The following is a 22,795-nucleotide window of genomic DNA, read 5'->3' on the forward strand; positions in this document are numbered from 1 at the left end:
CTATGCAAGTGTCGAGGAGAAGGGTGGTTCCAGTCGGTGAAATTGATTTTGCTGTCGGGCGGCTCAGGTAAGCGGTTGTGGCCCATGTCGAATGATGCACGTTCCAAGCAATTTTTAAAGGTTCTGCGCGGACCGCAGGATACGAATATATCGATGTTGCAAAGAGTGTGGGGGCAATTGCAAGACGTGGGACTCGACGGTTCGGCCTATGTCTGTGCGTCTAAACCACAATGGGAGACCGTGTTGCATCAAATTGGCGAAGTTCCATTCATTGAGGAGCCGATGCGCAGGGACACGTTCCCCGCCATCGCTCTCGCAACACTGTATCTGTTGGACGTAGAGACTGTATCGACGAGTGAGGTGGTTGCGGTTGTGCCAGTTGACCACTTCGTCGATGACCACTATTTTGAGACCATCGCCAAGCTCGAAGGTGTACTCTCTGAATCGGGAGCAAATTTGGCTTTGATGGGCGTGACGCCATCGGAACCGACCAGCAAGTTTGGGTATATTTCAGTGCACCCGAGTTCAGACGGTGTGCGGTGGCACCAAGTCCATCGATTCGTAGAAAAGCCGCCAGAATCGCTCGCAGCGGAGTTGATTCGGGAGGGTGCGCTTTGGAACTGTGGTGTCTTCGCTTTTCGCGCCGGTTATTTGCGGTCGCTTTTAGAACTGCGCGGTCTGCCGTCCACTTTTGCGGAATTTCGCGATGGCTTCGAGACATTGCCCATGCGCTCGTTTGACTATGAAGTGGTCGAGAGTGCGGCTTCAGTCGTCGTCATCCCCTATACTGGCACATGGAAAGACCTCGGCACATGGTCGACGCTGACGGAAGAGATGGGCCATACCGTTGCGGGGCTCGGGAACGCCACCGCCTGCGACGGAACGCATGTCATCAATGAACTCGGCATCCCGGTGGTGGCGATTGGCTTGCAGCGAGCTGTCGTCGTAGCCACACCAGACGGGATTTTGGTTACGGATAAAGAGATGTCCGCACATCTCAAAGATGCCATCAAACCGTTCGCCAATCGCCCCATGTACGAAGAAAGAAGATGGGGCTCGTATCGTGTGCTGGACTATCAAAAGTTGGAAGATGCAGAAGTGTTGACAAAGTGGATTGAAATCAAGCCCGGAAGCAACATCTCCTATCAAAAGCACTTTAAGCGCACGGAGACTTGGACGATTTTGGCGGGTGTTGGAGAAGTTGCGCTGGACACGCGTATCTTTCCCATTGCGGCTGGAGATGTCGTGCGCATTTATGCGGAACAGTGGCATGCGATTCGTGCGTTTCAAGAGCTGAAGCTGGTTGAAGTGCAGCGTGGTAGCGAGTTAATAGAAGAAGACATTTTGAGGCGATACTCTACCTGGGAAGAAGTCGAAAACGCATGCTCTTTGGGTCGACAGCGAAGCGCAGTGTGGCAACACTAATTCCATCGATTTAGTGAAATATAAGATTTTTTCATGTTTCTTATTGAAATGTTTACGGATTTTACACCGTATGTTTACAGTTGCTTTACACTTCCGTGCTAGTCTTCTTTTGACGCAAATGTGCCGTAACGCTTTGGCAAACATGCTCAGTTGACCATCGCAGGGGAGTGTTTATTTTGAAGAAGATGTGGAGAAAATCGGCATTGGCTGGGAGCTTGGCGTGCCTGTGTATTGGTGCCGTTGCGGGCTGTGGCACTGGGAACAACGCGTCCTCCGCGAACGCGGCGGGTACCGGTTCCAAACCGGCAAGCACTGCGACCGGCGGCAATAAGGGTCAACTCGTGCTTTACTCCGCTCAAGGATATGATGCCGCTGTCGCAAAAGCGTTCCAGGCGGCGACCGGAATTCAAGTCAAGTTAGTCAACAACTCGACTGGTACCATCGTGGCCAAGATGGAGGCAGAAAAGTCGAATCCTCATTGGGATGTGGCGTGGTTTGATGGTGCATCGACGATGCAAGCATTGGATAATCAAGGCATGCTGTTGCAAAATTGGACGCCTGACGACGTGAGCAATTACGATACACTCGGACAGTCGCTTATTCCGGCCGATAAATCGTACTACCCAGGTGGTGTAACGGCCGCCGCTGCTATCGGCGTCAACACAAAATTAGTTCCAGCGGCGGACTATCCGACCCATTGGAGCGATTTGTTGAAGCCCTATTGGAAAAACGCCATTGCGATGAACGACCCCGCTATTTCAGGCCCAACTTTTCCTTTTGTCGCAGGAATGATGCAGCTCAAGGGCACCAACGGTGCTGAACAGTACTTTACAAATTTAAAGAAGAATGGCTTGCACGTGTTTCCGACAAATGGAGTCACTTTAAAGGCCCTGCTCAAAGGACAGGTCAAAGCCATCATGATTCAAGACTCGGCGATGATTTCGGCCAAAGCGAAGGGTGAACCGATTCAGATTGTTTATCCGTCGGGTGGCGTATTTACCCTTCCTGACGTTCTGTCGATTGACAAAAACGCGCCGGACATGGCAAATGCCAAAAAATTTATTGAATTTGTGCTCTCTCCGGCGGGACAAAAGGTTATGCTAAATCCGAAAAATGGCGGTGGGGATAGCTACTTTAATCCTGTCATCCAAGGCGAAACCCCAAATCCTGCGCGTCAGCAGTCTGGGATTAACTGGGTCCGCGTGAATGACATAAAGGCCGCAAACAACGAAGCGTCTATTCAACAGTGGTTCCATGACAATATCACACAGTAAACATTCGGTACGACACATTCGAGATTGGCTGGGTGCGGCCCCCAGCCTTCTCCTTTTCTTTATTCTGATTCTTTACCCACTCTTGACCCTATTGGCTCAGACAGTTCTTCCAAATTTGTTTGGGGTCCATATGAGCTTGATTCCATCTCTTAGTCCGCTGAGGCAAGTTTTCGCCAATCCGCTTAATCTCGAAGCGGTCTTGAATTCGCTTGTGTTAGGTCTCGTCTCGGCAATTTTTGCAACCGCGCTCGGCACAGTTTGTGCCTTCGGTGCCGTGCGCGCGCATCGAGGGTGGCGCCTGACCATTGACACTGGAGTCTGGATTGTCTTCTTTGCTCCATCTTATGTCATTGCCCAAGGTTGGGTCAGTCTCATGCAAGACGGTGGCATTGCCGCCGAGCTGTTTCATCTCCCAAATGGTTGGTCTCATTGGTTCTTCTCAAGAGTTGGTTTGGTTATCGTGATGTCGCTTCGATACATTCCGTTTGTCTATTTCGCGATGTCGCAGTCGATTCGCAACATTGGCAAAGAGTTTGAGCAAGCAGGACGACTGCTCGGGGCCAAGCGAACTTATTTGTTTCGTAAAATTACCTTGCCGTTGATGACGCCCGCTCTTTTGGCGGGAGCTTCCATCGCATTTGCTGAAGGGTTTGGAGACTTTGGATTTGCTGCGGCTATCACTCCGCAGACGCATATTCCGCTCATCACCTATCAAATTTATGCGTCTTTAAATGAAGCTCCTGTAGATTATCCTTCTGCAGCGGGACTGTCACTCATCCTCATTGTGGTCATGGCCATTGCGTTTTGGTTACAAATGAGGTGGATGAGAGGTCGGTCCTATTCGACCATTTCGACTCACTCCAGAGCTGCGGCTACGCATGGGTCTCATCGATTCACGAGTGCTACTGCTGTGTCTTTGGTCATTCTCTTTTTTGCACTGATACTGCCTCTCGGGTCTACGGTCCTCGAGTCTCTACTGAAGGATTCCGCATCCAGTCTAGCGTTCCACAACTTTACGTTGCATCACTATCATCAAGCCTTGGAACTGAGCAGCGGCGGACTCGGGTCTCTGCGCAGAACCATGATTTACGCCGCTATTTCCGCTTCGTTGACCATGGTTTTTGGCTTGTACCTGGCGTTTACTATGATTTTCAAAAAAACCGTGGCCACGCGTCTGGTCAACAATATCATGATTGCGACCATCGCTGTGCCGGGCATTGTGCTGGCTGCGGGATTCATCTTTGCTTACAATGCGGTTTGGCTCATTCCGCTGCACTTAGTCATCTACGGCACGCCCATCTGTCTCGGAATGGCCTATTTGGCAGGGTCGCTACCGTACGCAATTCGACTCCAACTTGGGGCAATGAATCAAATGTCACCAAACTTGCTTACGGCGGCTGCCAGTCTGGGAGCGAAGCAATGGACAGTTTTGCGGCGAGTCGTGTTGCCGCTCGTGCGCGCTACAGCGGTCGCGACGTTTTTCATGACGCTCACAGGTACGATGTTTGAGTTACCGGCATCCTCGTTGCTCTATCCGGCTGGATATCCGCCATTTCCGGAGACGATTCAAAAGACTTTCAATGCATTTGAGTACGCGCGAGGTTCAGCATTGACAGTCATCGGCATGGTCATTGTGTTTGTGCTTTATGGTCTCGGTCGTCTGTTGGAATCGCGATTAGTCGGCGGAGAACTTCAGACGGCTTCTCGGCGACGAAGACAAAAGGCACCGAGCGAAGTGAAGGCGGTCACTTCTCCAACTCCGTGAAGTTGACGTCATGCTTACGCCTTAGTGCGGTTTCGGAGGTGTTATCGTGGAGATTGAATTGAAAGATGTTTGCAAAGAGTTTAACGGGAAAAAAGTCTTACAGGGCATTGACTTGTCCATTCCAAAAGGTCAATTCACCGCCCTTCTGGGACCCTCAGGATGTGGAAAAACGACTCTGCTGAACGCTTTAGCGGGCTTCCTCGATATTGATGGAGGGGAAATTGTCGTGGGTGGCCAGACGTGGTCGGACGAAGGCGTGACGTTGGCTCCGGAAAAACGAAATGTCGGAATGGTGTTCCAAGATTTCGCGTTATGGCCTCATTTGACAGTCTATGAGAATGTGGCATTTGGGCTAAAAGTCAAGCGCCGACGAGCGCCAGAGATTGCTGTTCGAGTTCAGGAAGTGCTTGCAACGGTGCAGATGGAAGGCTATGTGAATGCATATCCACATCAGTTGTCGGGTGGGCAAAAACAGCGCATTGCGATTGCCCGCGCTTTGGCGCCGAATCCAAGCGTGTTGCTGATGGATGAACCCTTATCGTCTCTGGACGCGAAACTGCGAGAGCAAATGCGTTGGGACTTGCTCAGCATTATTAAATCAGCCAAGATTACGACGGTTTACGTCACGCATGATCAGATGGAAGCTCTGAGTATGGCGGACCAAATCGTTCTCCTTCACGATGGAATCGTCGAACAAGTGGGAACTCCACAAGAGCTGTTTGACAATCCACAAACGGTGTTTGCTGCGCATTTTATGGGAGCAGCCAACGTCATTGAGGCGGAATTTCGCGAAAGTGCGGAGAATTTCAGTATGATACAATGGAGCGGTGCCACTCTTCGCGTTCACGGGAGTCCTGCTCACATGCAACAACCCATGGTTCTGTTTCGCCCGTCATCATTGCGTTTGTCCTACGAAGCGACACCTTCCTCTTTGCACTCATCCTTGCCGTGCATCATACAAGCGAGGGCGTATCATGGGTTCACTTGGCAATATCGGGTTCAGGTGAAAGACGCGACGAGGCAGCTTCCGCAGACCGTGGAGGTGTGGAGCGCCGATGAATTTGCCATTGGAACTCAGTTATTTTTACACGTTCCGGCTGAAAGCGGAAGACTCGTAGAAGGAGGCGAAACCGCGAAACTTACGCACTTAGGTGGGTGAGTCAGGGAAAAATATGAATGGATTTGCATTGGGATCGACGTTACTTGGGACAGGAGTCGAGTTTATTGAGGCGCTGACGATTGTTTTAGCAGTCGGTGCGGTTCGAGGCTTTAAGAGCGCTCTCTTGGGAGCGTTGGCAGCAGTTGTTCTGCTGGCTGTGTTGGTTGGTATCATAGGTGCACCCCTGGTATCCGTTATGCACATTCTTTGGCTGCAAATGATCATCGGCCTATTCATGCTTCTGTTTGGAATTCGATGGTTGCGCAAAGCGATTCTCCGCTACGCAGGTTTGAAAGCATTGCACAACGAAGCAGAGAGCTATCAGAAGGAGTTAGAACGGCAGAAAGCTGCGGGGAAATCCGGCGGATCGTTCGACCGATTTGCGTTTGCAACCACGTTTGGCGGAACGTTCTTGGAAGGCCTGGAGGCTATTTTCATTGTTTTGACGTTTGGACTCTCGTCACACTCGATGTCTTCTGCCATTCTCGGTGCCTTGATTGCCACGGTGGTGGTCGTTTTGTTGGGGGTGGCAGCTCGTCGCCCACTTTCCACGATTCCAGAAAACACGATGAAATTTGTTGTGGGTGTAATGCTCACTGCGTTTGGGTCTTTCTGGTTAGGGGAGAGTTTTCGCGTTACCTGGCCACAAGGAGAATTGTCTGTTGTCTATCTCGTGGCCACTTTGGTCCTTGTTTCCTTGCTGTTGGTTGCGCGTGCGAAGCGCGTGGTGGCGTCTTCTCAGGCTAACATTGACGATCACTCCGTGGAGGTGCATGGACGATGAAAGTGCTTCGTACCCTATGGGGGCTCCTCGTTGATGATGGCCGCTTGGCGTCCATTCTGCTGGTGGCTCTGATTGTCGCGGCCATCGTTAGTTCTGCCCATCTCCACCTGTTGGGGGCGGGCGTCATTTGGCTCGGATTGATTGTTGCACTGTGGGTATCTGTCGCCCACCAGTGGAGACTGAAGCGGAACAAGACTAAATGACAAACAACGCAGACATCGGTCGGCGGTATAGGCATCTTGGTCAGCGACTCATGTCGGCAATCAGGTGATCCATCTGTAACCTCGCGGCGAGTGGACAGATGGAACTGATGTGCAGATCGATTCCGTGATTCTTAAGTGTGTAAACGGTGGTCGTGTGGCGAAATTCGTTGGCATCGACAGCTTTTACGGTATTGTAGACGGCGACTCCCGTTGCTGGCATAGCACTACCAAGGACCTGTTTTGGGTCTAATTTAAGGGAATCTCGACTCCCGGTCATGAGATAAACTTGGTGCCCTTTGGCGGCGTCTATCATGGGCATGGTCTCGCTGCTACTCGGACCGTAGAGTATGTCGGCTCCAGTCTGAATCGCGCCGAGACTGGCTTTTTCAATCGTTGCCGTCCCGAACATGGGCGGCAACGAAATCACGCGCGCCTTCAGTGCTGCATCAGAGGCATGTAGTCCGGTTGCAAATGCCCGAACTTCGCGCATTTCGTTGGGGCTATGGATGTCTTCCAAGAGAACCACCGAACGACCAGACTTGTCTCTAAGTCCAGGAAGCGCCTTCTCGCGCTCGAGCAGTCCCGCCAAATATCCCAGCGCATAAGCCCCTTCTTCGGTTTTGAAGACAGCACCTGCAACGTTTTTGCTCGCCGTTGCTTCCGCTCCAAGAATTAAGAAATTGGTTCGCGGATGCTTGCGACTGATGGTTGCCACAGCTGGCTGCAGGGATTTGCCGTCTGCCACAATTAACTGATATCCTTGTTTAGCATAGGCGTTGACATTAGGCACATAATCGGCCGTTGTATGCGATTGAATCACTCCGCCGGTGCAGTCAAAGGCGAGCTCTGACCGCTGCAATCCAGCGACTGAGTCGTCGTGCGTGCCGATGTCGTTTAAGCCGCGTGTATCCGTGACAACCCCTACTTGAAACGGAATGGCGTAGCTCGCCTCGGTGTTCGACCACATGGCGGTTCCATCGCGCTGATCTTGGCGTGGAACGGTACAGCCAGTCACACTTGCACAGACGATGGCCACCGTCCCGGTGACAGACCAGACGTTCCTCATATCGCATTCCCCCGACTTGGCGAATTTCCTCAGTCCACTTTTTATTGCGTGCCACTTTTTATTGCGTGGAGAACTCCCCGCGTTTTTGCTAAGATGCCACGAAGACCGCTGTCTCATGCGTGGTCGTCTCAGTCACATGAATGGTATGGGAGAGAAAATCGCGAGTATTTGGTGTAGGTCGATGCCTATTGGGCAACACTATCTATCAGACAAACCAACAGGTTGAGGAGAATTCGTATGGCGGAAGTGGTCACTGGGGAAAAGAATCATCTGGAAGTCCATCTCGAGCGGTGGCGGCGACGGAAGCGGTCTGCCCGTTGGTGGATGGTTGGAGGGATTTTACTGTTTCTCGCTGGACCAGCGTTCACGAAGCCGATGTATTCGCTGTTCGGCTTATTGATCGTCAGTGTCTCGGCAATGGTCATGAGGCGCACGAGTCGTGAGCTGGAAGTACTCGGCGTGGGGCTGGCGGGAGAGAAAGAAGCGGAGGAGGCTTTCTCCAATCTCCCCGGAGAGTATGTTATATACTCTGATTTGGAAATTGAGTCGGATGGAAAGATAAGCCAAGTCGATCACGTTGTCGTCGGTCCAACCGGTGTTTTCGTCGTTGAAACGAAAAATGTCTACGGGCGAGTTGTGGGAAACGCAGATGATGCGGATTGGACGCAGTTTAAGACGACCGAAAGTGGTCATGTGTATGAAAAGCAGATGTATTCTCCAGTGAAGCAGGTAGGGACGCACGTGTATCGTCTCGCCGAGCGCTTGAAAGAAGAGCAGATTCACGTTTGGGTTCAAGGCATTGTTTACTTTGTCCATCCCGATACGGACGTTGAAATGACCGGCTTCTCAAAAATCCCGGTTTTTTCTGCCGGAGACGAGGGAACAGAAAAATTGATGGACTTCATCCTAGCATCGAATCGCAGACCGCTCTCCAAGGAGATACGTGAAAGAATTGGGGAGGTGCTGTCTGACTGTCTGATGTAGCTCACCCGAAGCGCTGTGCATAAACGGCCGACAGGTGGGGCATCCTTGCGAAAATGCTCGACGTTGAAAGGATGCGGTGAACAGTGGTTTTTCAGCGAACGACTCGGTCCTGTGCGGTCGGTGGCCGTTCTGTAAGTCGCATGCCAAGGCGAGATGGGTGGGTGCGGGTAGCCATCGGGCCATTCATGCTCGTTGCCTTAGCCGTCGCAGTGGCGCCAACGGTGCGCGCCACGACTGGAACGGCGGTTCAGAGTGCTTTGACTCGCGCGGGACTGACAGAAGCGTATGTGCCAAATGGCTTGCCTGGGCTGACCGAGTTGGAGTCGGTGCGTGCGGACAAGGGCGGCGTGTTAATTCTCGAGTACGAAAAGCAGGTGCTGTACGAGTCGCGACACGCCTTGGTGCTGGAGGACCCCAATAGTGAGGAGTCTTTGCCACTCGCAGGACTTCAGGCCGTGGCGTCAGATGTGCGGTGGGATACATTTCAGCAGAAAAATGCGCCTGCTCGTCACGCGTTGACCATCCTTCTGCAAAATGGCATGTACTTAATGGTCATACCGCGCGAAACATCGTCTCCTTGGTCGCTGTCCGATATTCGTTCGTTTGTCCAGAGCTTGAAGCCAATCTCCTGAAGTTTAAACTCGGTACTCCTTTGCACACGTTCTCGATGGGTTGGCCACGTTTTGGGCCATGGCATCCGAACTCGACATGCCTGTGGTGCACTTCGATGAAACGACAAGGCATCGATGTCAATGGCAGATTATCCAGACACATGAAATTGAAAGTTGTCAATCAATCTTGCCTTACCTACGTAGACCGCGACGGCCATCATCACATCGCCACGAATCGTTTCGAGGGGTTCCAAAGTTGACGCGTCAACCACTTCTGCGTAATCTACGCAGAAGTCCGGCTCGGACGACAGCGTGGCGAGCAGATGTTGGCGCACGCGTTGCCCATCTCGCTCACCAGCATCTACGACTTGCTTTGCGGCGGTCAAGGCGCGATAGAGAATGGAGGCGCGTTGGCGCTCATCCGGGGTTAAGTAAATATTTCGGGAGCTTTTCGCAAGTCCATCGGCTTCACGAAACGTTGGAACGCTCGTGACTTGGACAGGGAAATTCAAATCGTCTACCATCCGCCGAATAACGAGTAGCTGTTGTCCATCCTTTTGACCAAAAAAGACCTCATCGGGCTGCACGATGTGAAGCAGTTTTGCGACGACGGTCGCAACCCCCCGGAAGTGCGTGGGTCGACTCTTGCCACAGAGCCGCGTGGACAGTGTGTCTAGCGTTACATAAGTCACCGTGGGTCGGGGGTACATCTCTTCCACTGTAGGCCGAAACAGTAGGTCACAGCCAGCGGATTCGAGCAGTTCCTGGTCGCGCGCTGCATCTCTCGGATAGCTGTCAAAGTCTTCGCCGGGAGCAAACTGCGTAGGGTTGACAAAAATGCTGCAGACCGCAAACGTATTCGCACGTTTCGCTGCCTTGACCAGACTCTGGTGGCCTTCATGTAAGTAACCCATCGTGGGAATGAACCCAATTCGCTGACCTAGTGCTCGTTGTTGAGTTACTTCGGCCCGCACCTCTGCAATGGTCGATACAATGTTCATTTCTTCGGTTCCTCCACGGTGTCTGGTTCATTCTGACGGATTCGCCCGAGCCGTGCTGCCTCTAAACTGAGGAGTATCTCGCGCTCGTCCTCCCGGAGATGAATCGTCTGCTCCGTGCCCGGAAACAGCCCAGACTGCACTTCTTCGATATATGTTTTGGCCGCTTCTTCGATAGTACGACCGACCTGTGCGTAGCGCTTGTTGTGTTTTGGAATGTAGCCAGCCGTGTATCCCACCATATCGTGAAAGACGAGCACCTGACCGTCACAGTCGGCGCCAGCGCCAATGCCGATGGTAGGTATGCTCAAGCTGTCGCTGACGACTTTCGCGACTTCACCCGGAACTACTTCTAGGACGACCGAGAATGCTCCTGCAGCTTCCAGCGCCAAAGCGTCGTCCAGCAAGCGCAGCGCTTCTTGTTTCGTCCTTCCCTGAACGTGAAATCCTCCAAAGGCATGCACAGACTGTGGAGTGAGACCGATGTGACCCATCACAGGAATGCCCGCGGAGACCAAGCGGGCCACAGTCTTCGCGACCTCTCGGCCGCCTTCGAGTTTGACCGCCTGTGCGCCACCCTCCTGAAGAATGCGACCAGCATGACGGAGAGCATCTTCCGGACTGATGCTCTGTGTCAAAAATGGCATATCCGTAACGACCATACTCTGTTTGGCTGCGCGAGCAACCATTTTTGTGTGGTAAATCATGTCGTCGACCGTGACTGGAATGGTCGTGCTATGACCTTGTACGACCATTCCGAGGGAGTCCCCGATGAGCAATACATGCATACCAGCCGCATCCATTCTCTCTGCGGTTGGGTAATCGTAGGCGGTGACCATGGCGATTTTTTGACCGCGCGCCTTCATCTGCAGCAACGTCTTCGTGGTGATTTGGCTCATCTCTGGAGCCCCCTTTCTGTGCCGTAAATAGCCTTATTATGAGGTTGTCCACCCTCGAGTTGCAAACAGTTCCGCAATTTGCTGCCGTCGCGCCGGATGCTCGCCATCGACCGAGTCTGCTACTTGTGCCATGACGGTTGTCAAATCCCGGTATAGTTGCAGCAAAACGGGATCAAAAGCAAGAGCATCTAAGTGTCTCGAAATCGTGGCTGTGTCACCCCGACTCACGGGTCCGGTCAACGCTTTGTTAATGCCGAGTCGCGCTATGTTGTCGAGAGAGGTTTGCATCAGGGGCAACAGGGGGTGGATGCCGGCGTCGCCAGGCATGAGTCGGGCCGCTACGTCCGCCAGAGCAACCAGCGCGTTCGAGGCGAGCACTGCGGCAGCGTGGTACTTCGCCTTGTCACTCGCGTTCAGAAGTAATACCTCTCCATTCCATCGCCGCACGAATTCGCAGCAGGTTGCTACGGCCCTCTCGTCGCCTTCCAAGCCAAAATAAATTCCTTTGGCCCAGTCGTCCGGCAAAGACTCGGTGAGGGCCGCGAGCGGGTGCATACTAGCTGTCGACACACCCACGTCTCTCAAGGCATCGAGTGCATGATGGTCGAGACTTCCCGACAGATGAATAGCCATCGTGGCCGAAGATTGGCATTGACTGAGCAGATGCGCTGTCTGTGCAATTCTATCGTCTGGTGTGCAGACGGCGATGATGTCGATGTGCCCCCAGAGGGAGCTCTGACGAGCTTCGTCCAAATCCATCACCGGAGTCTGAAACCGCTGGCGATATCTCTGTCCAGCGTTCGCGTGGGGCCGAGGCGTCACCGCCCCTACAATGTCTTCATTGACCGCGAGGAGAAGTTGTGACAGCGCAGTGGACGCCTTTCCGCAACCCATCATCAGCCATCGCACAGCAATGTCCCCCTCTCTGTTGGCATGTCAGCATGCTTGAAATCAGTGTACCAAATTGGGCAAATCTAGACGCCTATCCTTGCCAATCGCAGGCTCCATTGCATTTATTACAACGTGCCCCGCACCAATATCTCATCTAGGAGGGATTGCATATGTACGGAGTATTCGGCGGATATACTCGCTGGGCAGTGGTGTTTCTCATCATCTTCGTGCTCTTCTTCCTGCTCGTCCCGGGTTATACCACCACCTGCACGACCACGCCAGTTGCCTGAGTCCAGACAGCAGAAGAAAAGAGAGCGACGAATGCGTCGCTCTCTTTTTCGTGGGGAGGAGTGACCGAGCGAGACGGACCATGGAATGCTCTCAAAACCAAAAAGGGAAGCCCCCCATTCCACCGCCAGTCCATGCTTTGGGTGACCAAAATCCGCCAAAACCTCTGTTCGATCCGCCTCTTGCCTGTTGCTGCTGCCCCATGTTCCCAAACGGGAATCCACCGCCGAAAGGAGAGCCGCCTCCAAACGGAAATCCGCCTCCAAAAGGGAATGAGTTAGCATTTCCAGTCCCGGATGGCTGTCGATTCCCTCCGCCAAATCCTCCGAAGCCGCCCAATCCTCCAAATCCACGTCCCGTGTTTCCGCCCATCATGCGCTTTGCCCCGCGAGTCCCGCCCCATGCGCCGAGCATGGGCAGCAAAAAGAGGGGCAGAAAGCAAAGCTCTGCATCGACGGGCTGAGTCGATGCTCCAGCGTTTACTCGCGATTTCCCACGAACGGGCCCGCTCCGTGTGGACTTTGGAGCGACGCGCTTGGTAGACCGAGCGTGTGTACCTGTTGGTTGCCGATGACTTTTCGAAGAAGCCACTGAGTTCGCCTCCTTTCTCCATACTCTATGTTGTCGGTGTCACGGCTTCTTCAGCGCAGATGAAGAGGTGATGGCCCATGCGATGAGGAGAAACGGTAGTTTTTGACCATTGGGTGGCCAGAGACGCGTACAAGCGACTCTACAGATACAAAACATCGTGGCATACTATATATGGACGGACACGCGCTGTGGTCCGGAGCAAAGTGGGCTTTAAGCACGTCCCGATGTAGGAAAGGTGGATGCTGGAATGACTCGACCAAGCGCACCTGTCGGAGAAAAGGTCATTATCGTCGAAGGAAAGACGGACTGCCAACGCATTCAACAGCTTCTCCGGGAGCGCGTGCGGATTCTCTGTACACGAGGAACCCTGTCCTACGAAAAATTAGAGGAGGAGATTGTCCCGCTACAACAGGAGGATGTCTATATCTTAGTCGATGCCGATGCCCCCGGCGACAAGTTGCGTCAGCAACTGCGGCGGGAATTGCCGAATGCCCGCCATCTGTATACGCGCAGAATGTATCGAGAAGTCGCGCGCACGCCGCTCGAATATTTGCTAAAAATTCTCGCTGAAGCTCACTTTGCAGTGGCAGAACCCGATGGTGTATGCTTTCGTCGGGACATTTGACGGAGTTTCCTACTCGCGTCGAATGAACCGGGTGCAACATGTCGAGTGCATAGGTTCCTAGTTGAAGTGAGGAGGTTTGTCATGTCAGAGCCAACTATCATCAAAGTCAATGATAACGGGTCGCTCCGTGTCAAGGGTCCTGTCATTCTCGAGGATGCTGAAGGCAATCATTTCGAGGTGAAGGAATCCTTTTCACTGTGCCGCTGCGGCCATTCGAAGAACAAGCCATTTTGTGACGGCACGCATCGCGAAATTGGCTTTCAAGATGTCTCTCGAGCTTAAATTTTGCAGATAGACGTTCACAGCGGCGCGTGCCTTGTGAACAGCGTCGTATCGACTCCTCTGAGCACGACATCGGCACTCCTCGGTGGAGTGCCTTTTTTGTCTGTATTTGCGGCACAAAAGTCGAGAAATCGATGTTTGGACTGCCTCCCATGTGGTACACTGTTGCTCGAATTAGGGAGGTGTCTTCTTGGACAAGTATCTGCAGAAGACCCTGATGGAGAACTGGCGTCGGGAAATGAAGGCTGCGCATCTCTATCAAGTGTCTGCGGAAAAAGAGAAGGACGCACGACGGAAAGAGATATTAAAGCGTCTTGCCGAAGTGGAATACAAGCATGCACAATTGTGGGTGGACAAGCTGGCGGAGTATGGTGTTGAGGTACAGCCGGAGAGCGTCCCCATGCCTGCGGCTCCGACCGGAGACGTGGTCGAGTTGATGCAACAAATTGAAGCAGTGGAACAAGGAAATGATGCGTGGTACCAGTCGCAGAGAAATGTATTGGACCAACCGGATATTCTCAGTATCCTCGACATCATTGACGAGGATGAGAAACAACACCACTCACTCGACGACTTATTTCAGGCGCCTGCGTCACCAGGGAAAAAACTGAAACGCATCTGGGGCGACGAGCGCTGGCACAAAAGGGAGAGCGGGGGCTGGGTCGGGGACGCCATTTATGGGGTCAATGACGGTCTCGGAGCCATTTTCGGAATCATCGCAGGTGTGGCTGGATACACAAATCAAAATACGGAAATTCTCATTTCTGGCATGTTTGGTGCTCTGGCGTCCACTTTGTCCATGGGAGCTGGCGCATATTTGGCCGCAAAGTCAGAAAATGAACTGATGGAGTCTGAACTGGCTTCCGAGCGTCGCGAGATTCTCGAAAATCCAGACCATGAGCGAGAAGAACTGGCGTTGTTGTACGAGTTAAAAGGCTTTGAGGCAGCGGAAGCCGAACGCATTGCCAGTCAAATTTCGAGCGATCCGGACGTGTTCATGAAGACCATGGCCCAAGAGGAACTGGGCATCCATGAGACGAGCGCATCGAATCCCTGGCAGTCGGCTATCTTTGGCGCGGCATCGACGCTCGTTGGCGCGGTCATTCCGCTCATTCCGTTTTTCTTCATGCAAGGCGCCATCGCCTTGATTGTGGCGGCCGCCATCTCCATCTTGGCACATTTCGTGGTAGGCGCCTTAAAGAGTCGCATCACGGTGCGTTCCTGGTGGGTGAGTGGCTTAGAAATGACCTTGGTCGGCGTTATCGTCGGTGGCGTGTCCTATGCTTTAGGTGAAATCGGAAGGATTCTTCTCGTGCATTGATGTGCTGTGTGACCCAACTTCGACGCATCCCTTGGCCCTGAAAGGGATGGTACCCACACGCGTTGGTGACTTGCCTGCATTCCATGCAGGCAAGTTTTTATGCATCTTGGGCAGAGGTGCCCTGCAGTCTGAGCCCAAGTGCGGCCTGTTCCTCCGCATTCGCCCGTAGTGCCCCAGCACGAGCGTGCGACCTAGGCCAGCTTTGTCAGAATGTCCGGCCCATTCTCGGTGACCACGAGCGTGTGCTCGTATTGAATGGATAGTCCGCCATCCGCCGTTCTTGCGGTCCAGCCGTCGTCGTCCACGGTGCACTCGTACGATCCGGTATTGACCATCGGCTCAATCGTAAACGCCATTCCTTTTTTGATTTTCGGTCCTTTGTGTGGCGGTCCAAAATGCAATACTTCGGGACTCTCATGCATTTGGCGGCCGATACCATGACCGATAAAGTCGCGCACTACCGAAAAGCCTTGCCCTTCGACAAAAGTCTGGATGGCATGGCCGATGTCCGAAATGTGGTTGTCCAGGACGGCCTGTTCAATGCCGATGTAGAGCGACTGTTCGGTCACCTGCATGAGTCGCGAAGCGGTCTCGCTCAGTTCACCAATGCCATAACTCCAGGCAGAATCCGCATGAAGTCCTTTATGGAGGGCGACCATGTCGACGGTGATGATGTCCCCTGAGCGCAGCCGGTAATCACTGGGGAAGCCATGACAGACCACATCGTTCACGGACGTGCACGCTGCATAGGGATAGCCTTTGTATCCCTTCTGTGCCGGAATCATGCCATGCTTCGTCAAGAAGTCTTCCACAAATCGGTCGATTTGCATGGTCGTAACGCCTTCGCGGATAAAGCTACGCAGTGCCTCATGACAGCTGGCAACAACCTGCCCCGCTTCTCGCATCAATTGAATTTCATGACGACTTTTCGCGATAATCAATCACAAATCCTCCCACAATCTCTGTCTTTCTTACTTTAGCATAAAGTCGCGTTGGTTCAACAACGGGATGGGCCAGAGATATTCTAGTAGTTCGGCGCAAACGATGGCCGTTTTGCGAGGTGTACCATTTGTCAGGAATGCTTGTGGTCCGATAGACTGAGTGGGAGAGACCGAGGCCTGGGTGCCATGGACCGGTAGGATACGAGGAGGAGATTGCATGCGACGTTTCATCGATTTGAGTGTCCCGCTCGACAACGATGCCAAGGAACCCTTTCCGCCGCATATCGAGTATCAGAATCATCGCGACAGTTTGCCACTGGCTGCGCGGGCGTTTGGCATTCAGGAGTCGGATTGGCCTGATGGCAAAGCGTGGGCGGCAGAAGAAGTGACTCTTACGACCCATACCGGAACACATGTCGATGCACCCTACCATTACTGGGACACGACGGCGGGCAAACCCGCCAAAACGGTCGATGAATTGCCGCTGGAATGGTTTTATGGGCCGGGCGTGCTGCTTGATTTTACCCATAAGCGTGCTGGCGAGGAAATCTCCCGGGACGAAGTCGAGACTGCGCTCGCCCGGATTTCTCACACGTTACACCCGGGAGAAATCGTCCTCGTTCGCACGGGCTGTGACAAACTCTTGTTTGAGCCAGGGTTTATGGATGCGCACCCGGGGATGAGTGCGGACGCAACGCGCTATTTGATTGAATGCGGAATTAAGGTGATGGGAACGGATGCGTATGGATGGGATGTCCCTTTTCATGTGCAGGGCGAACAGTTTCGCGCCACAGGCAATCCAGATGTCATCTGGGCAGCCCACTATGTGGGTAAAGAACTTGAGTACTGTCAAATAGAGAAGCTGGCCAACTTGGACAAAATTCCGTCACCCACAGGCTTTACTGTGGTTGCATTTCCAGTGAAGCTTGCCCGAGCCAGCGCCTCTTGGGTGAGACCAGTTGCCATTGTTGAAGAAGACTGAGGATTGATGCGGTCACATCGCACTGGATGCGACAATCGAATTGCGGAGTTTCCCAAGGCCGGTGATTTCCAGTTCCACCACATCGCCGGGTTCCAGCCAACGATGCACTTCGGGACCGAGTTCAAGTAGGCAGCCAGTGCCAACCGTTCCAGACCCAATCAAGTCGCCTGGATAGACCGTGACTTCGTCCGCCGCACGCTCCAGCATCTCGCCGAACGTGTAGTGCATGTCGTGCGCATTACCGTGGGAAAGTAGTCGCCCATTCACGGTGGCGGTCATCTCCAAGTGGTATCGGTCGCCATCGCGGTAGGCGTCTAATTCATCTGGAGTGGCAATGTACGGTCCCATCGAAGTCGCGAAATCTTTGCCTTTGGCGGGTCCGAGTCCAATCGGGCTCTCGGCTAGTTGCAGGTCTCGAGCACTCCAGTCATTTAATATCACGTAGCCGAAGATAGAGCCTTCTGCCTCACGGGCAGAGATGTTTTGCACCTTCCGACCGACGACGGCAGCCAGTTCCAACTCATAGTCCAGCCAGTTGGCATGTCGAGGTTTGGTGATGGTTGCATCGGGGCCCACGATGGATTGGTGATTGGAGAAATAAAATGCAGGTAGGTCGTACCACTGTGGGACCATGTCTAGTCCGGCCCGCCGCCTAGCATCCAACACGTGTTTTTCAAAGGCAAAGAAGTCGCGGAAGCTCTTTGGACGCGGCAAGGGAGCAAGCAGTTGTACGTCTGACAAGGCATATATCCCCTTCGCACCAATCAAACTTTCAACGGTGAGCGATTCGTCCAACTGGCGCGCCAAGTCCAGATGTTTGTGGGAATCTTCGAGAAAATCCAACAGGTTGTTTGGCAACTTACCGCCCGAGATGGCCGCCATGTCCATCACCAACGAACCATTGATCCACCCCGACCGCTCGCCAGCAGTCGGGGTTTGAAATGTGACAAATTTCATAGGAGTGCTCCTTTCGTCAGGCAGACCGAGGTCGGTCGTTGTTCACGAAGAAGAGGGTGCACAGAAATCCGATGGCTAGTAGGGCTCCGGCAACCCATATGGAAATTCCAAATGCGTGTAAAAACGAGGCACGCGCATACTGAGAAACGTCGGTGAGCAACGCAGAGTGACCGTACTTAGCCGCTTCTCCAGAGCCGCGAAATCCTTCACTACCAGCAATGATACCAGCTTTGCTGACGCCTCGCGAGACTTGATGCAGTACTGACTGCGTGACGTGAGGGATGCGGATGGACAGGATTTTTGCCTGCAACTGATGCAGGTAACGGTTGTCGAGGACGGCCCCGAGAAACGCAATGCCGAAGGCTGTGCCAATTTGGCGGCAGACGTTGTTGACCCCAGAAGCCATGCCAGACCTCCGCGGCTCGACGGCTCCGAGAGCTACACTGGTGAGCGGGGGGTTGACCATGCCGTTGCCAATGCCGGCCACGATGGCCGCCGGGAATAGAATCGCCCAGTACGGATTGACATGGACACCACTGACACGGGCCATCAAGAGTACGCCGACGGTCACGAGCAGCATACCCACGGCAAGTATCCACTTTGGCCCAACGCGATCGCTAAAACGGCCGGCAATGGGAGCGCCCACGAGCACCATGGCACTGAGCGGCATAAAGCGAAGTCCAGCCGAGAGAGCACTATAACCCATGTAGTTCTGCAGATACAGTGATAGGTAGAAAAACAGCGAATAGAGACCTGCGCTGAGACAGAAAGCCGCGACCGTCGCTCCAGTAAAACTTCGGATGGCGAAGAGTCGCAAGTCTACCATCGGGTCTTTAAGACGCAGTTCGCCGAAGATGAAAGCGAGGAGGCCCACCGCTGCGATGCCGAAGAGCACGAGAATGTACGTGGAGCCAAATCCCTTGCTGCTGCCTTGGATGAGTGCGAGCACCAAGCAAAACATCGTGACGGTCAGTGTGACCAGACCGTAAATGTCAATGCGCCGCGAGGAATGTTCGTCGCGCGATTCGGGCACAGCCCAGAGGGTGATGAGAATCGCAGCCACGCCAATGGGGACATTGAGGTAAAAAATCGATTGCCAACTTACCTTCTCTACGAGAACTCCGCCGACGAGGGGACCGATGGCCGTTGCCAGGCCAGCGACGGCTCCCCAGATGCCAAATGCGGTTCCCCGTTCCCGTCCGTGAAAAATGACTGCAATGATGGCCGCCGACAGAGGAGTCATGGCGGAAGCACCAAGTCCCTGAATGCCGCGCGCCAAGTTGAGCACGAGAATGGGGGCTAAGCCGATATGGGCAATTTGTGGGGACAGCGACGATAAGAGCGATCCGGTCGAAAACACGGCTAACCCGGCGATGAACACTTTCTTGCGTCCAAAAATGTCTCCAAGTCGTCCCGCAGTGACGAGAACAACGGCAAAGACGAGAGCGTATCCATTAATCACCCACTCTAAGTCGGAAAAATTGGCGTGAGTGTCGAGGCGAATGGTGGGTAACGCCACATTGACAATGGTGACGTCGAGCAGAGACATGAACAGTCCAAAACTGACTGCAAGAAGTGCCCACCATTTGTGGGGTTGTCGACCTTGGGACAGTGCCGTGGCCATGAAAGAGCCTCCTTTACGTTGTGGACATCCAACCTGCGGAGCCTTCACACAGGGACTTCTCGTGTCGATGTTCTTGATGTGTGGGCGCTTCGCGCCTGTTTCATCCAGGAATATCTTTTAGTTGAATATTAACCCATACCAAGTCGGATTGAAGAAGATGCAGCGTGTGATCGATAGCGCGCAGAATGTCCTGTTGCTCGATGGTACTTAAATGCTCGTGTTGTTGAATGCGCTCGATGTTGTCTCCGTATTCGCGAATTTGTTCGAGCAAATGGCGCTGGTAATCGAGCCATATGGTTCGGATGTCTGTCTCTTTCAAGTGGTGCAAGTTGACGAGTTTGAAGTGAAAGAGGGCCAAGGCCTCGGAAGACGTGGGGAGCGGTTGGAGCATTCGGCGTAAAAAATCCGCCCGCCCTTTGGCCGTAATGGTGTATTGCTTTTTCTTTCGCAAGCTGTCGTCTTCGACATCTGACGTATACGGGGCAATCAGCCCATCCAATTCCATCCGGCGCATCATTGGGTAGAGCGTGCCATAGCTCACCGAGCGCAGAGGTCCTAAGGAATGCGTGAGTATTTCGCTCAGCATGTATCCGTGCATAGGCCTATCCATCAATTCCCCTAAGACAAACAGTTCGTACAGAGTGGTTCCTCCCTTGTCAAAAGCTATTGTGTATATCGATTCGATATAGCGATGCGATACAAATGTATCAAAAGCGTGCGGTGGCATCAAGGGATGGACAACTCGTGACTGCCGCTTTTTTGTGGGTGCGAGGTGTCATGACGTGACAACCGCCGACAGGGCAGACTCGGTCTCTTGAATACTCTGGTAGAGAATTGCAGGGCATTCCAAGCCAGCGAGGTGTGGACCAAGATGGATTGGAACAACAACGTAGGGAGTGGTGGGGAGGCGTTCGAGAGCCTTGGTGGTGTCTTAGAGGATGGCCTAGAACGGCTGGTTGCTAGTCAAGCACAGGATGGAAGTTGGCAACACGCATTCGATACGGGTGTCATGCCGGATGCGCAAACTGCGATTGGACTTTATCTGCTCGGGGAACAGGCATGGGATTGGGTGCGACCTCTTTTGGTCCGCCTCCAAGCCATGCAAGAAGAACATGGGGGCTGGAGCGTCTATCCGGGCGACGGTGGGGACTTGTCCACCACCGTGGAGTGCTACTACGCCTTGACTCTTTGGCGGGCATGGCCAGTCGGTTCGGAACTTGCCAAGTGCCGTGCCGAGAAGTTCATTCGAGAGCGGGGCGGACTTCGCAAGTGTCGCAATTTAACCAAGACCTGGCTCGCAGTCGGTGGCGAAATACTTTGGAGAGAACTACCTTCTGCTCGTTGGTACAGCATGTTGCTCCGGCGCGGGTCTCCCATTCGTCTGGAGCAGTTGACCATCTTTACGCAGTTGCACATCGTGCCGATGCTTCTTCTCGGTCACCTACGCTACGTGTCTCCCTATGCGAAGGCACCCGTGTTGACTAACCTAGACATGCATTCACGAATCAGTCGACGTGGCTCATCATGGACCGGGGACAAGGATGCGAGAACCACGAATGCTCGACGCTTACTCGTTCGACGGCGAGCGAGCGAACGTTGCCGCCAGATGATTCAGCAACATCAGGAAGACGATGGAACGCTTGCCGGCTATCACTCGTCGACGTTTCTTTGGTTGTTGGCGAAACGGGCATGGGTCCATCCAGACACCTGTGATGTGTCGCAGGAACTATGCAGCATTCGCAAAAACTGCCTGTTCATTGCAGGTGAATTCGGAAAGCATCAGCAGACGTGCAATGCGCATGTCTGGAACACGTCACTCGCGCTGCAAGCACTTCAGGAAAAGAGTCTGTGGGCACACGAGAAGACCCATGCACGAGCCATTGACCGCGGAGTCGCTTATCTGCTGACGCATCAGCACCGAATGGAATACGGCGGCGGATGGGCTTTTTCGAGCAACAACACGCGCCATCCGGACACGGATGACACGGTCGCCGCACTGACGGCCCTGATGCCCGTGCGCACATCACATGCTGCGGCCTGGAGCAGAGGCGTCCAGTTTTTGCTGGACCGGCAAAACAAGGACGGTGGGTGGTCTGCTTTTGTCAAGAACGCCGGAAAGAGTTATTTGGAGTGGATTCCTGCCAATGACATGAAACGGGCTATGGCCGATCCGTCGACTGCAGACGTCACGGGTCGAGTCTTAGAATTTCTCGCGCGGTCGCAGAGTTTGCCATCTGCACATCCGGTGGTGGCGCGCGGGTGCCGATGGTTGTTGCGGCATCAGGAGGCGGACGGCAGCTGGTATGGGCGCTGGGGGACCGCTTATGTGTACGGCACGTGGTGCGCCGTCCGGGCGTTGGTAAGTCAGACGCATCAGGCAGGCGTGCGAGCGTCTTTGCAGGTTGCTTTGGATTGGCTGATGTCTGTCCAGCGTGAGGACGGTGGATTTGGCGAGTCTGCTGCCAGCGAATGTCTCGGTCATTACGTGCCGCTCGGCCACAGTTTGCCGACGCAGACCGCTTGGGCGCTCGACACGTTGGTGGCACTCGCCACAGGGGATTTGGATGAGGCACTGCGGCGGGCTGCGCAGCGCTCGGCCGAGCGCTGTGTGTTATGGCTGTTGAAGCATGAGCACCATGGGCAGTGGGAGGAAGATTATCCAACCGGATCGGCCTTCGCAGGCGCTCTTCACATTCGCTATCACATCTACCGCGAAGTATGGCCGCTAATCGCTCTGTCGAGATTCGCGGAAATGGTGGAGAGTGGTCATGCAGGTTCTGTGAAGGGAGGTGAACAACATGGTGCATCCGCGCTTATTTGCAGCCTTTCGCTCAAGGATTGCCAATCCCATGTACTGGCGCAGAACCCATCGGATTCTTCGCTGCTACTCGCAGGCCGACTTGGCCACGCCAGAGGGAGCTGCAGCACTTGTCGACCACATGAGCTACGCATTGAACGTGCCGATCACGCCTGCGGAGCGGGACGGAGCCGTGCAGTGGCTTGTGGCGCAGCGGATTAATCCGCACAGCCCGGCGCATCAAATGAGAATGTGGCAGTACGTCTACGGAGGTTGAGAGCGGCTTAGTGGGGGGAATGGGGCGGAGTTGTCCGCCCCCACTGCCTCT

At 53.7% G+C, this 22,795-nt stretch carries 22 protein-coding genes; 13 read left to right on the plus strand and 9 right to left on the minus strand.

What is annotated here, in order from left to right; translation table 11 throughout:
- The first annotated feature begins 36 nt into the window (after positions 1-36).
- The 6 genes from M4I36_RS13565 (at position 37) to M4I36_RS13590 (ending at position 6,610) form a co-directional block, all read left to right on the plus strand.
- Positions 37-1,425 (plus strand): sugar phosphate nucleotidyltransferase, encoded by a 1,389-nt coding sequence (locus M4I36_RS13565; RefSeq protein ID WP_258112287.1) that lies wholly within the window; start codon positions 37-39, stop codon positions 1,423-1,425.
- Positions 1,426-1,610: 185 nt separating this feature from the next.
- On the plus strand, positions 1,611-2,699 hold the full coding sequence (locus M4I36_RS13570; RefSeq protein ID WP_258112350.1) for an ABC transporter substrate-binding protein: 1,089 nt from the start codon (positions 1,611-1,613) through the stop codon (positions 2,697-2,699).
- 130 nt (positions 2,700-2,829) lie between these two features.
- Positions 2,830-4,464 (plus strand): ABC transporter permease, encoded by a 1,635-nt coding sequence (locus M4I36_RS13575; RefSeq protein WP_258112288.1) that lies wholly within the window; start codon positions 2,830-2,832, stop codon positions 4,462-4,464.
- A gap of 46 nt (positions 4,465-4,510) precedes the next feature.
- Positions 4,511-5,623 carry an ABC transporter ATP-binding protein gene (locus M4I36_RS13580; protein ID WP_258112289.1) on the plus strand — a complete coding sequence of 371 codons (1,113 nt, stop codon included), beginning with the start codon at positions 4,511-4,513 and terminating at the stop codon, positions 5,621-5,623.
- Positions 5,624-5,636: 13 nt separating this feature from the next.
- The gene (locus M4I36_RS13585; RefSeq protein WP_258112290.1) at positions 5,637-6,407 is read left to right on the plus strand and encodes a COG4280 domain-containing protein; all 771 of its coding nucleotides are present in this window, start codon (positions 5,637-5,639) and stop codon (positions 6,405-6,407) included.
- On the plus strand, positions 6,404-6,610 hold the full coding sequence (locus tag M4I36_RS13590; RefSeq protein WP_258112291.1) for a hypothetical protein: 207 nt from the start codon (positions 6,404-6,406) through the stop codon (positions 6,608-6,610). Before M4I36_RS13585 ends, M4I36_RS13590 begins: the two co-directional genes overlap by 4 nt.
- 40 nt (positions 6,611-6,650) lie before the next feature.
- Here M4I36_RS13590 and M4I36_RS13595 read toward each other — a convergent pair whose 3' ends face one another.
- Complete coding sequence (locus M4I36_RS13595) at positions 6,651-7,676, minus strand: BMP family lipoprotein (protein ID WP_258112292.1); 1,026 nt, start codon at positions 7,674-7,676, stop codon at positions 6,651-6,653.
- A gap of 237 nt (positions 7,677-7,913) precedes the next feature.
- On the opposite strand from M4I36_RS13595, the gene M4I36_RS13600 reads away from it, so the two are divergent.
- Together M4I36_RS13600 and M4I36_RS13605 are read left to right on the plus strand one after the other, a co-directional pair.
- A complete protein-coding gene (locus M4I36_RS13600) occupies positions 7,914-8,660 on the plus strand; it encodes a nuclease-related domain-containing protein (protein ID WP_258112293.1) in 747 nt (248 codons plus the stop codon).
- 83 nt (positions 8,661-8,743) lie between these two features.
- On the plus strand, positions 8,744-9,292 hold the full coding sequence (locus M4I36_RS13605) for a hypothetical protein (protein WP_258112294.1): 549 nt from the start codon (positions 8,744-8,746) through the stop codon (positions 9,290-9,292).
- A gap of 128 nt (positions 9,293-9,420) precedes the next feature.
- Here M4I36_RS13605 and panC read toward each other — a convergent pair whose 3' ends face one another.
- From panC to M4I36_RS13625, 4 genes are all read right to left on the minus strand, one after another.
- Positions 9,421-10,272 carry a pantoate--beta-alanine ligase gene (gene panC, locus M4I36_RS13610; protein WP_258112295.1) on the minus strand — a complete coding sequence of 284 codons (852 nt, stop codon included), beginning with the start codon at positions 10,270-10,272 and terminating at the stop codon, positions 9,421-9,423.
- Positions 10,269-11,168 (minus strand): 3-methyl-2-oxobutanoate hydroxymethyltransferase, encoded by a 900-nt coding sequence (panB, locus tag M4I36_RS13615; RefSeq protein WP_258112296.1) that lies wholly within the window; start codon positions 11,166-11,168, stop codon positions 10,269-10,271. Before panB ends, panC begins: the two co-directional genes overlap by 4 nt.
- 36 nt (positions 11,169-11,204) lie before the next feature.
- Positions 11,205-12,077 carry a DUF2520 domain-containing protein gene (locus M4I36_RS13620; protein WP_258112297.1) on the minus strand — a complete coding sequence of 291 codons (873 nt, stop codon included), beginning with the start codon at positions 12,075-12,077 and terminating at the stop codon, positions 11,205-11,207.
- A 363-nt stretch (positions 12,078-12,440) separates the two neighbouring features.
- Positions 12,441-12,938: a hypothetical protein gene (locus tag M4I36_RS13625; RefSeq protein WP_258112298.1), complete on the minus strand. Its 498-nt coding sequence runs from the start codon at positions 12,936-12,938 to the stop codon at positions 12,441-12,443.
- Positions 12,939-13,185: 247 nt separating this feature from the next.
- Here M4I36_RS13625 and M4I36_RS13630 point away from each other — a divergent pair, with 247 nt between their 5' ends.
- The 3 genes from M4I36_RS13630 to M4I36_RS13640 all read left to right on the plus strand — a co-directional run bounded on the left by M4I36_RS13630 (position 13,186) and on the right by M4I36_RS13640 (position 15,166).
- Positions 13,186-13,563 (plus strand): toprim domain-containing protein, encoded by a 378-nt coding sequence (locus tag M4I36_RS13630; RefSeq protein WP_258112299.1) that lies wholly within the window; start codon positions 13,186-13,188, stop codon positions 13,561-13,563.
- A gap of 81 nt (positions 13,564-13,644) precedes the next feature.
- Positions 13,645-13,845: a CDGSH iron-sulfur domain-containing protein gene (locus tag M4I36_RS13635; protein WP_258112300.1), complete on the plus strand. Its 201-nt coding sequence runs from the start codon at positions 13,645-13,647 to the stop codon at positions 13,843-13,845.
- 190 nt (positions 13,846-14,035) lie between these two features.
- Positions 14,036-15,166, plus strand: a complete 1,131-nt coding sequence (locus tag M4I36_RS13640) for a VIT1/CCC1 transporter family protein (protein ID WP_258112301.1) — start codon at positions 14,036-14,038, stop codon at positions 15,164-15,166.
- Positions 15,167-15,357: 191 nt separating this feature from the next.
- Here the strand turns inward: M4I36_RS13640 and map are convergent, their stop codons facing one another.
- A complete protein-coding gene (gene map / locus M4I36_RS13645) occupies positions 15,358-16,107 on the minus strand; it encodes a type I methionyl aminopeptidase (protein WP_258112302.1) in 750 nt (249 codons plus the stop codon).
- A gap of 217 nt (positions 16,108-16,324) precedes the next feature.
- Here map and M4I36_RS13650 point away from each other — a divergent pair, with 217 nt between their 5' ends.
- Complete coding sequence (locus tag M4I36_RS13650; protein ID WP_258112303.1) at positions 16,325-17,089, plus strand: cyclase family protein; 765 nt, start codon at positions 16,325-16,327, stop codon at positions 17,087-17,089.
- 12 nt (positions 17,090-17,101) lie between these two features.
- On the opposite strand, the gene M4I36_RS13655 is transcribed toward M4I36_RS13650, so the two are convergent.
- From M4I36_RS13655 to M4I36_RS13665, 3 genes are all read right to left on the minus strand, one after another.
- Positions 17,102-18,046 (minus strand): fumarylacetoacetate hydrolase family protein, encoded by a 945-nt coding sequence (locus M4I36_RS13655; protein WP_258112304.1) that lies wholly within the window; start codon positions 18,044-18,046, stop codon positions 17,102-17,104.
- Positions 18,047-18,062: 16 nt separating this feature from the next.
- Positions 18,063-19,670, minus strand: coding sequence for an MFS transporter (locus M4I36_RS13660; protein WP_258112305.1), 1,608 nt, complete (start codon positions 19,668-19,670; stop codon positions 18,063-18,065).
- Positions 19,671-19,770: 100 nt separating this feature from the next.
- Positions 19,771-20,397: a PadR family transcriptional regulator gene (locus M4I36_RS13665; protein ID WP_258112351.1), complete on the minus strand. Its 627-nt coding sequence runs from the start codon at positions 20,395-20,397 to the stop codon at positions 19,771-19,773.
- Between the two features lie 144 nt (positions 20,398-20,541).
- On the opposite strand from M4I36_RS13665, the gene M4I36_RS13670 reads away from it, so the two are divergent.
- Entirely contained in the window at positions 20,542-22,689 is a 2,148-nt protein-coding gene (locus M4I36_RS13670; protein WP_258112306.1) for a prenyltransferase/squalene oxidase repeat-containing protein, read from the plus strand.
- Positions 22,690-22,795: the final 106 nt, after the last annotated feature.

Source organism: Alicyclobacillus sp. SP_1 (assembly GCF_024706985.1).
In the GTDB taxonomy this organism is placed as follows: domain Bacteria; phylum Bacillota; class Bacilli; order Alicyclobacillales; family Alicyclobacillaceae; genus Alicyclobacillus_I.

Bases quoted from the DNA above. Each gene is read 5' to 3' on its own strand.
- M4I36_RS13590 (WP_258112291.1), top strand. From the start codon at position 6,404: ATGAAAGTGCTTCGTACCCTATGGGGGCTCCTCGTTGATGATGGCCGC.
- M4I36_RS13670 (WP_258112306.1), top strand. From the start codon at position 20,542: ATGGATTGGAACAACAACGTAGGGAGTGGTGGGGAGGCGTTCGAGAGC.
- M4I36_RS13630 (WP_258112299.1), top strand. From the start codon at position 13,186: ATGACTCGACCAAGCGCACCTGTCGGAGAAAAGGTCATTATCGTCGAA.
- M4I36_RS13575 (WP_258112288.1), top strand. From the start codon at position 2,830: ATGAGCTTGATTCCATCTCTTAGTCCGCTGAGGCAAGTTTTCGCCAAT.
- M4I36_RS13585 (WP_258112290.1), top strand. From the start codon at position 5,637: ATGAATGGATTTGCATTGGGATCGACGTTACTTGGGACAGGAGTCGAG.
- panB (WP_258112296.1), bottom strand. From the start codon at position 11,168: ATGAGCCAAATCACCACGAAGACGTTGCTGCAGATGAAGGCGCGCGGT.
- M4I36_RS13660 (WP_258112305.1), bottom strand. From the start codon at position 19,670: ATGGCCACGGCACTGTCCCAAGGTCGACAACCCCACAAATGGTGGGCA.
- M4I36_RS13655 (WP_258112304.1), bottom strand. From the start codon at position 18,046: ATGAAATTTGTCACATTTCAAACCCCGACTGCTGGCGAGCGGTCGGGG.
- M4I36_RS13600 (WP_258112293.1), top strand. From the start codon at position 7,914: ATGGCGGAAGTGGTCACTGGGGAAAAGAATCATCTGGAAGTCCATCTC.
- M4I36_RS13635 (WP_258112300.1), top strand. From the start codon at position 13,645: ATGTCAGAGCCAACTATCATCAAAGTCAATGATAACGGGTCGCTCCGT.
- M4I36_RS13570 (WP_258112350.1), top strand. From the start codon at position 1,611: ATGTGGAGAAAATCGGCATTGGCTGGGAGCTTGGCGTGCCTGTGTATT.
- M4I36_RS13595 (WP_258112292.1), bottom strand. From the start codon at position 7,676: ATGAGGAACGTCTGGTCTGTCACCGGGACGGTGGCCATCGTCTGTGCA.
- panC (WP_258112295.1), bottom strand. From the start codon at position 10,272: ATGAACATTGTATCGACCATTGCAGAGGTGCGGGCCGAAGTAACTCAA.
- M4I36_RS13650 (WP_258112303.1), top strand. From the start codon at position 16,325: ATGCGACGTTTCATCGATTTGAGTGTCCCGCTCGACAACGATGCCAAG.
- M4I36_RS13665 (WP_258112351.1), bottom strand. From the start codon at position 20,397: ATGCCACCGCACGCTTTTGATACATTTGTATCGCATCGCTATATCGAA.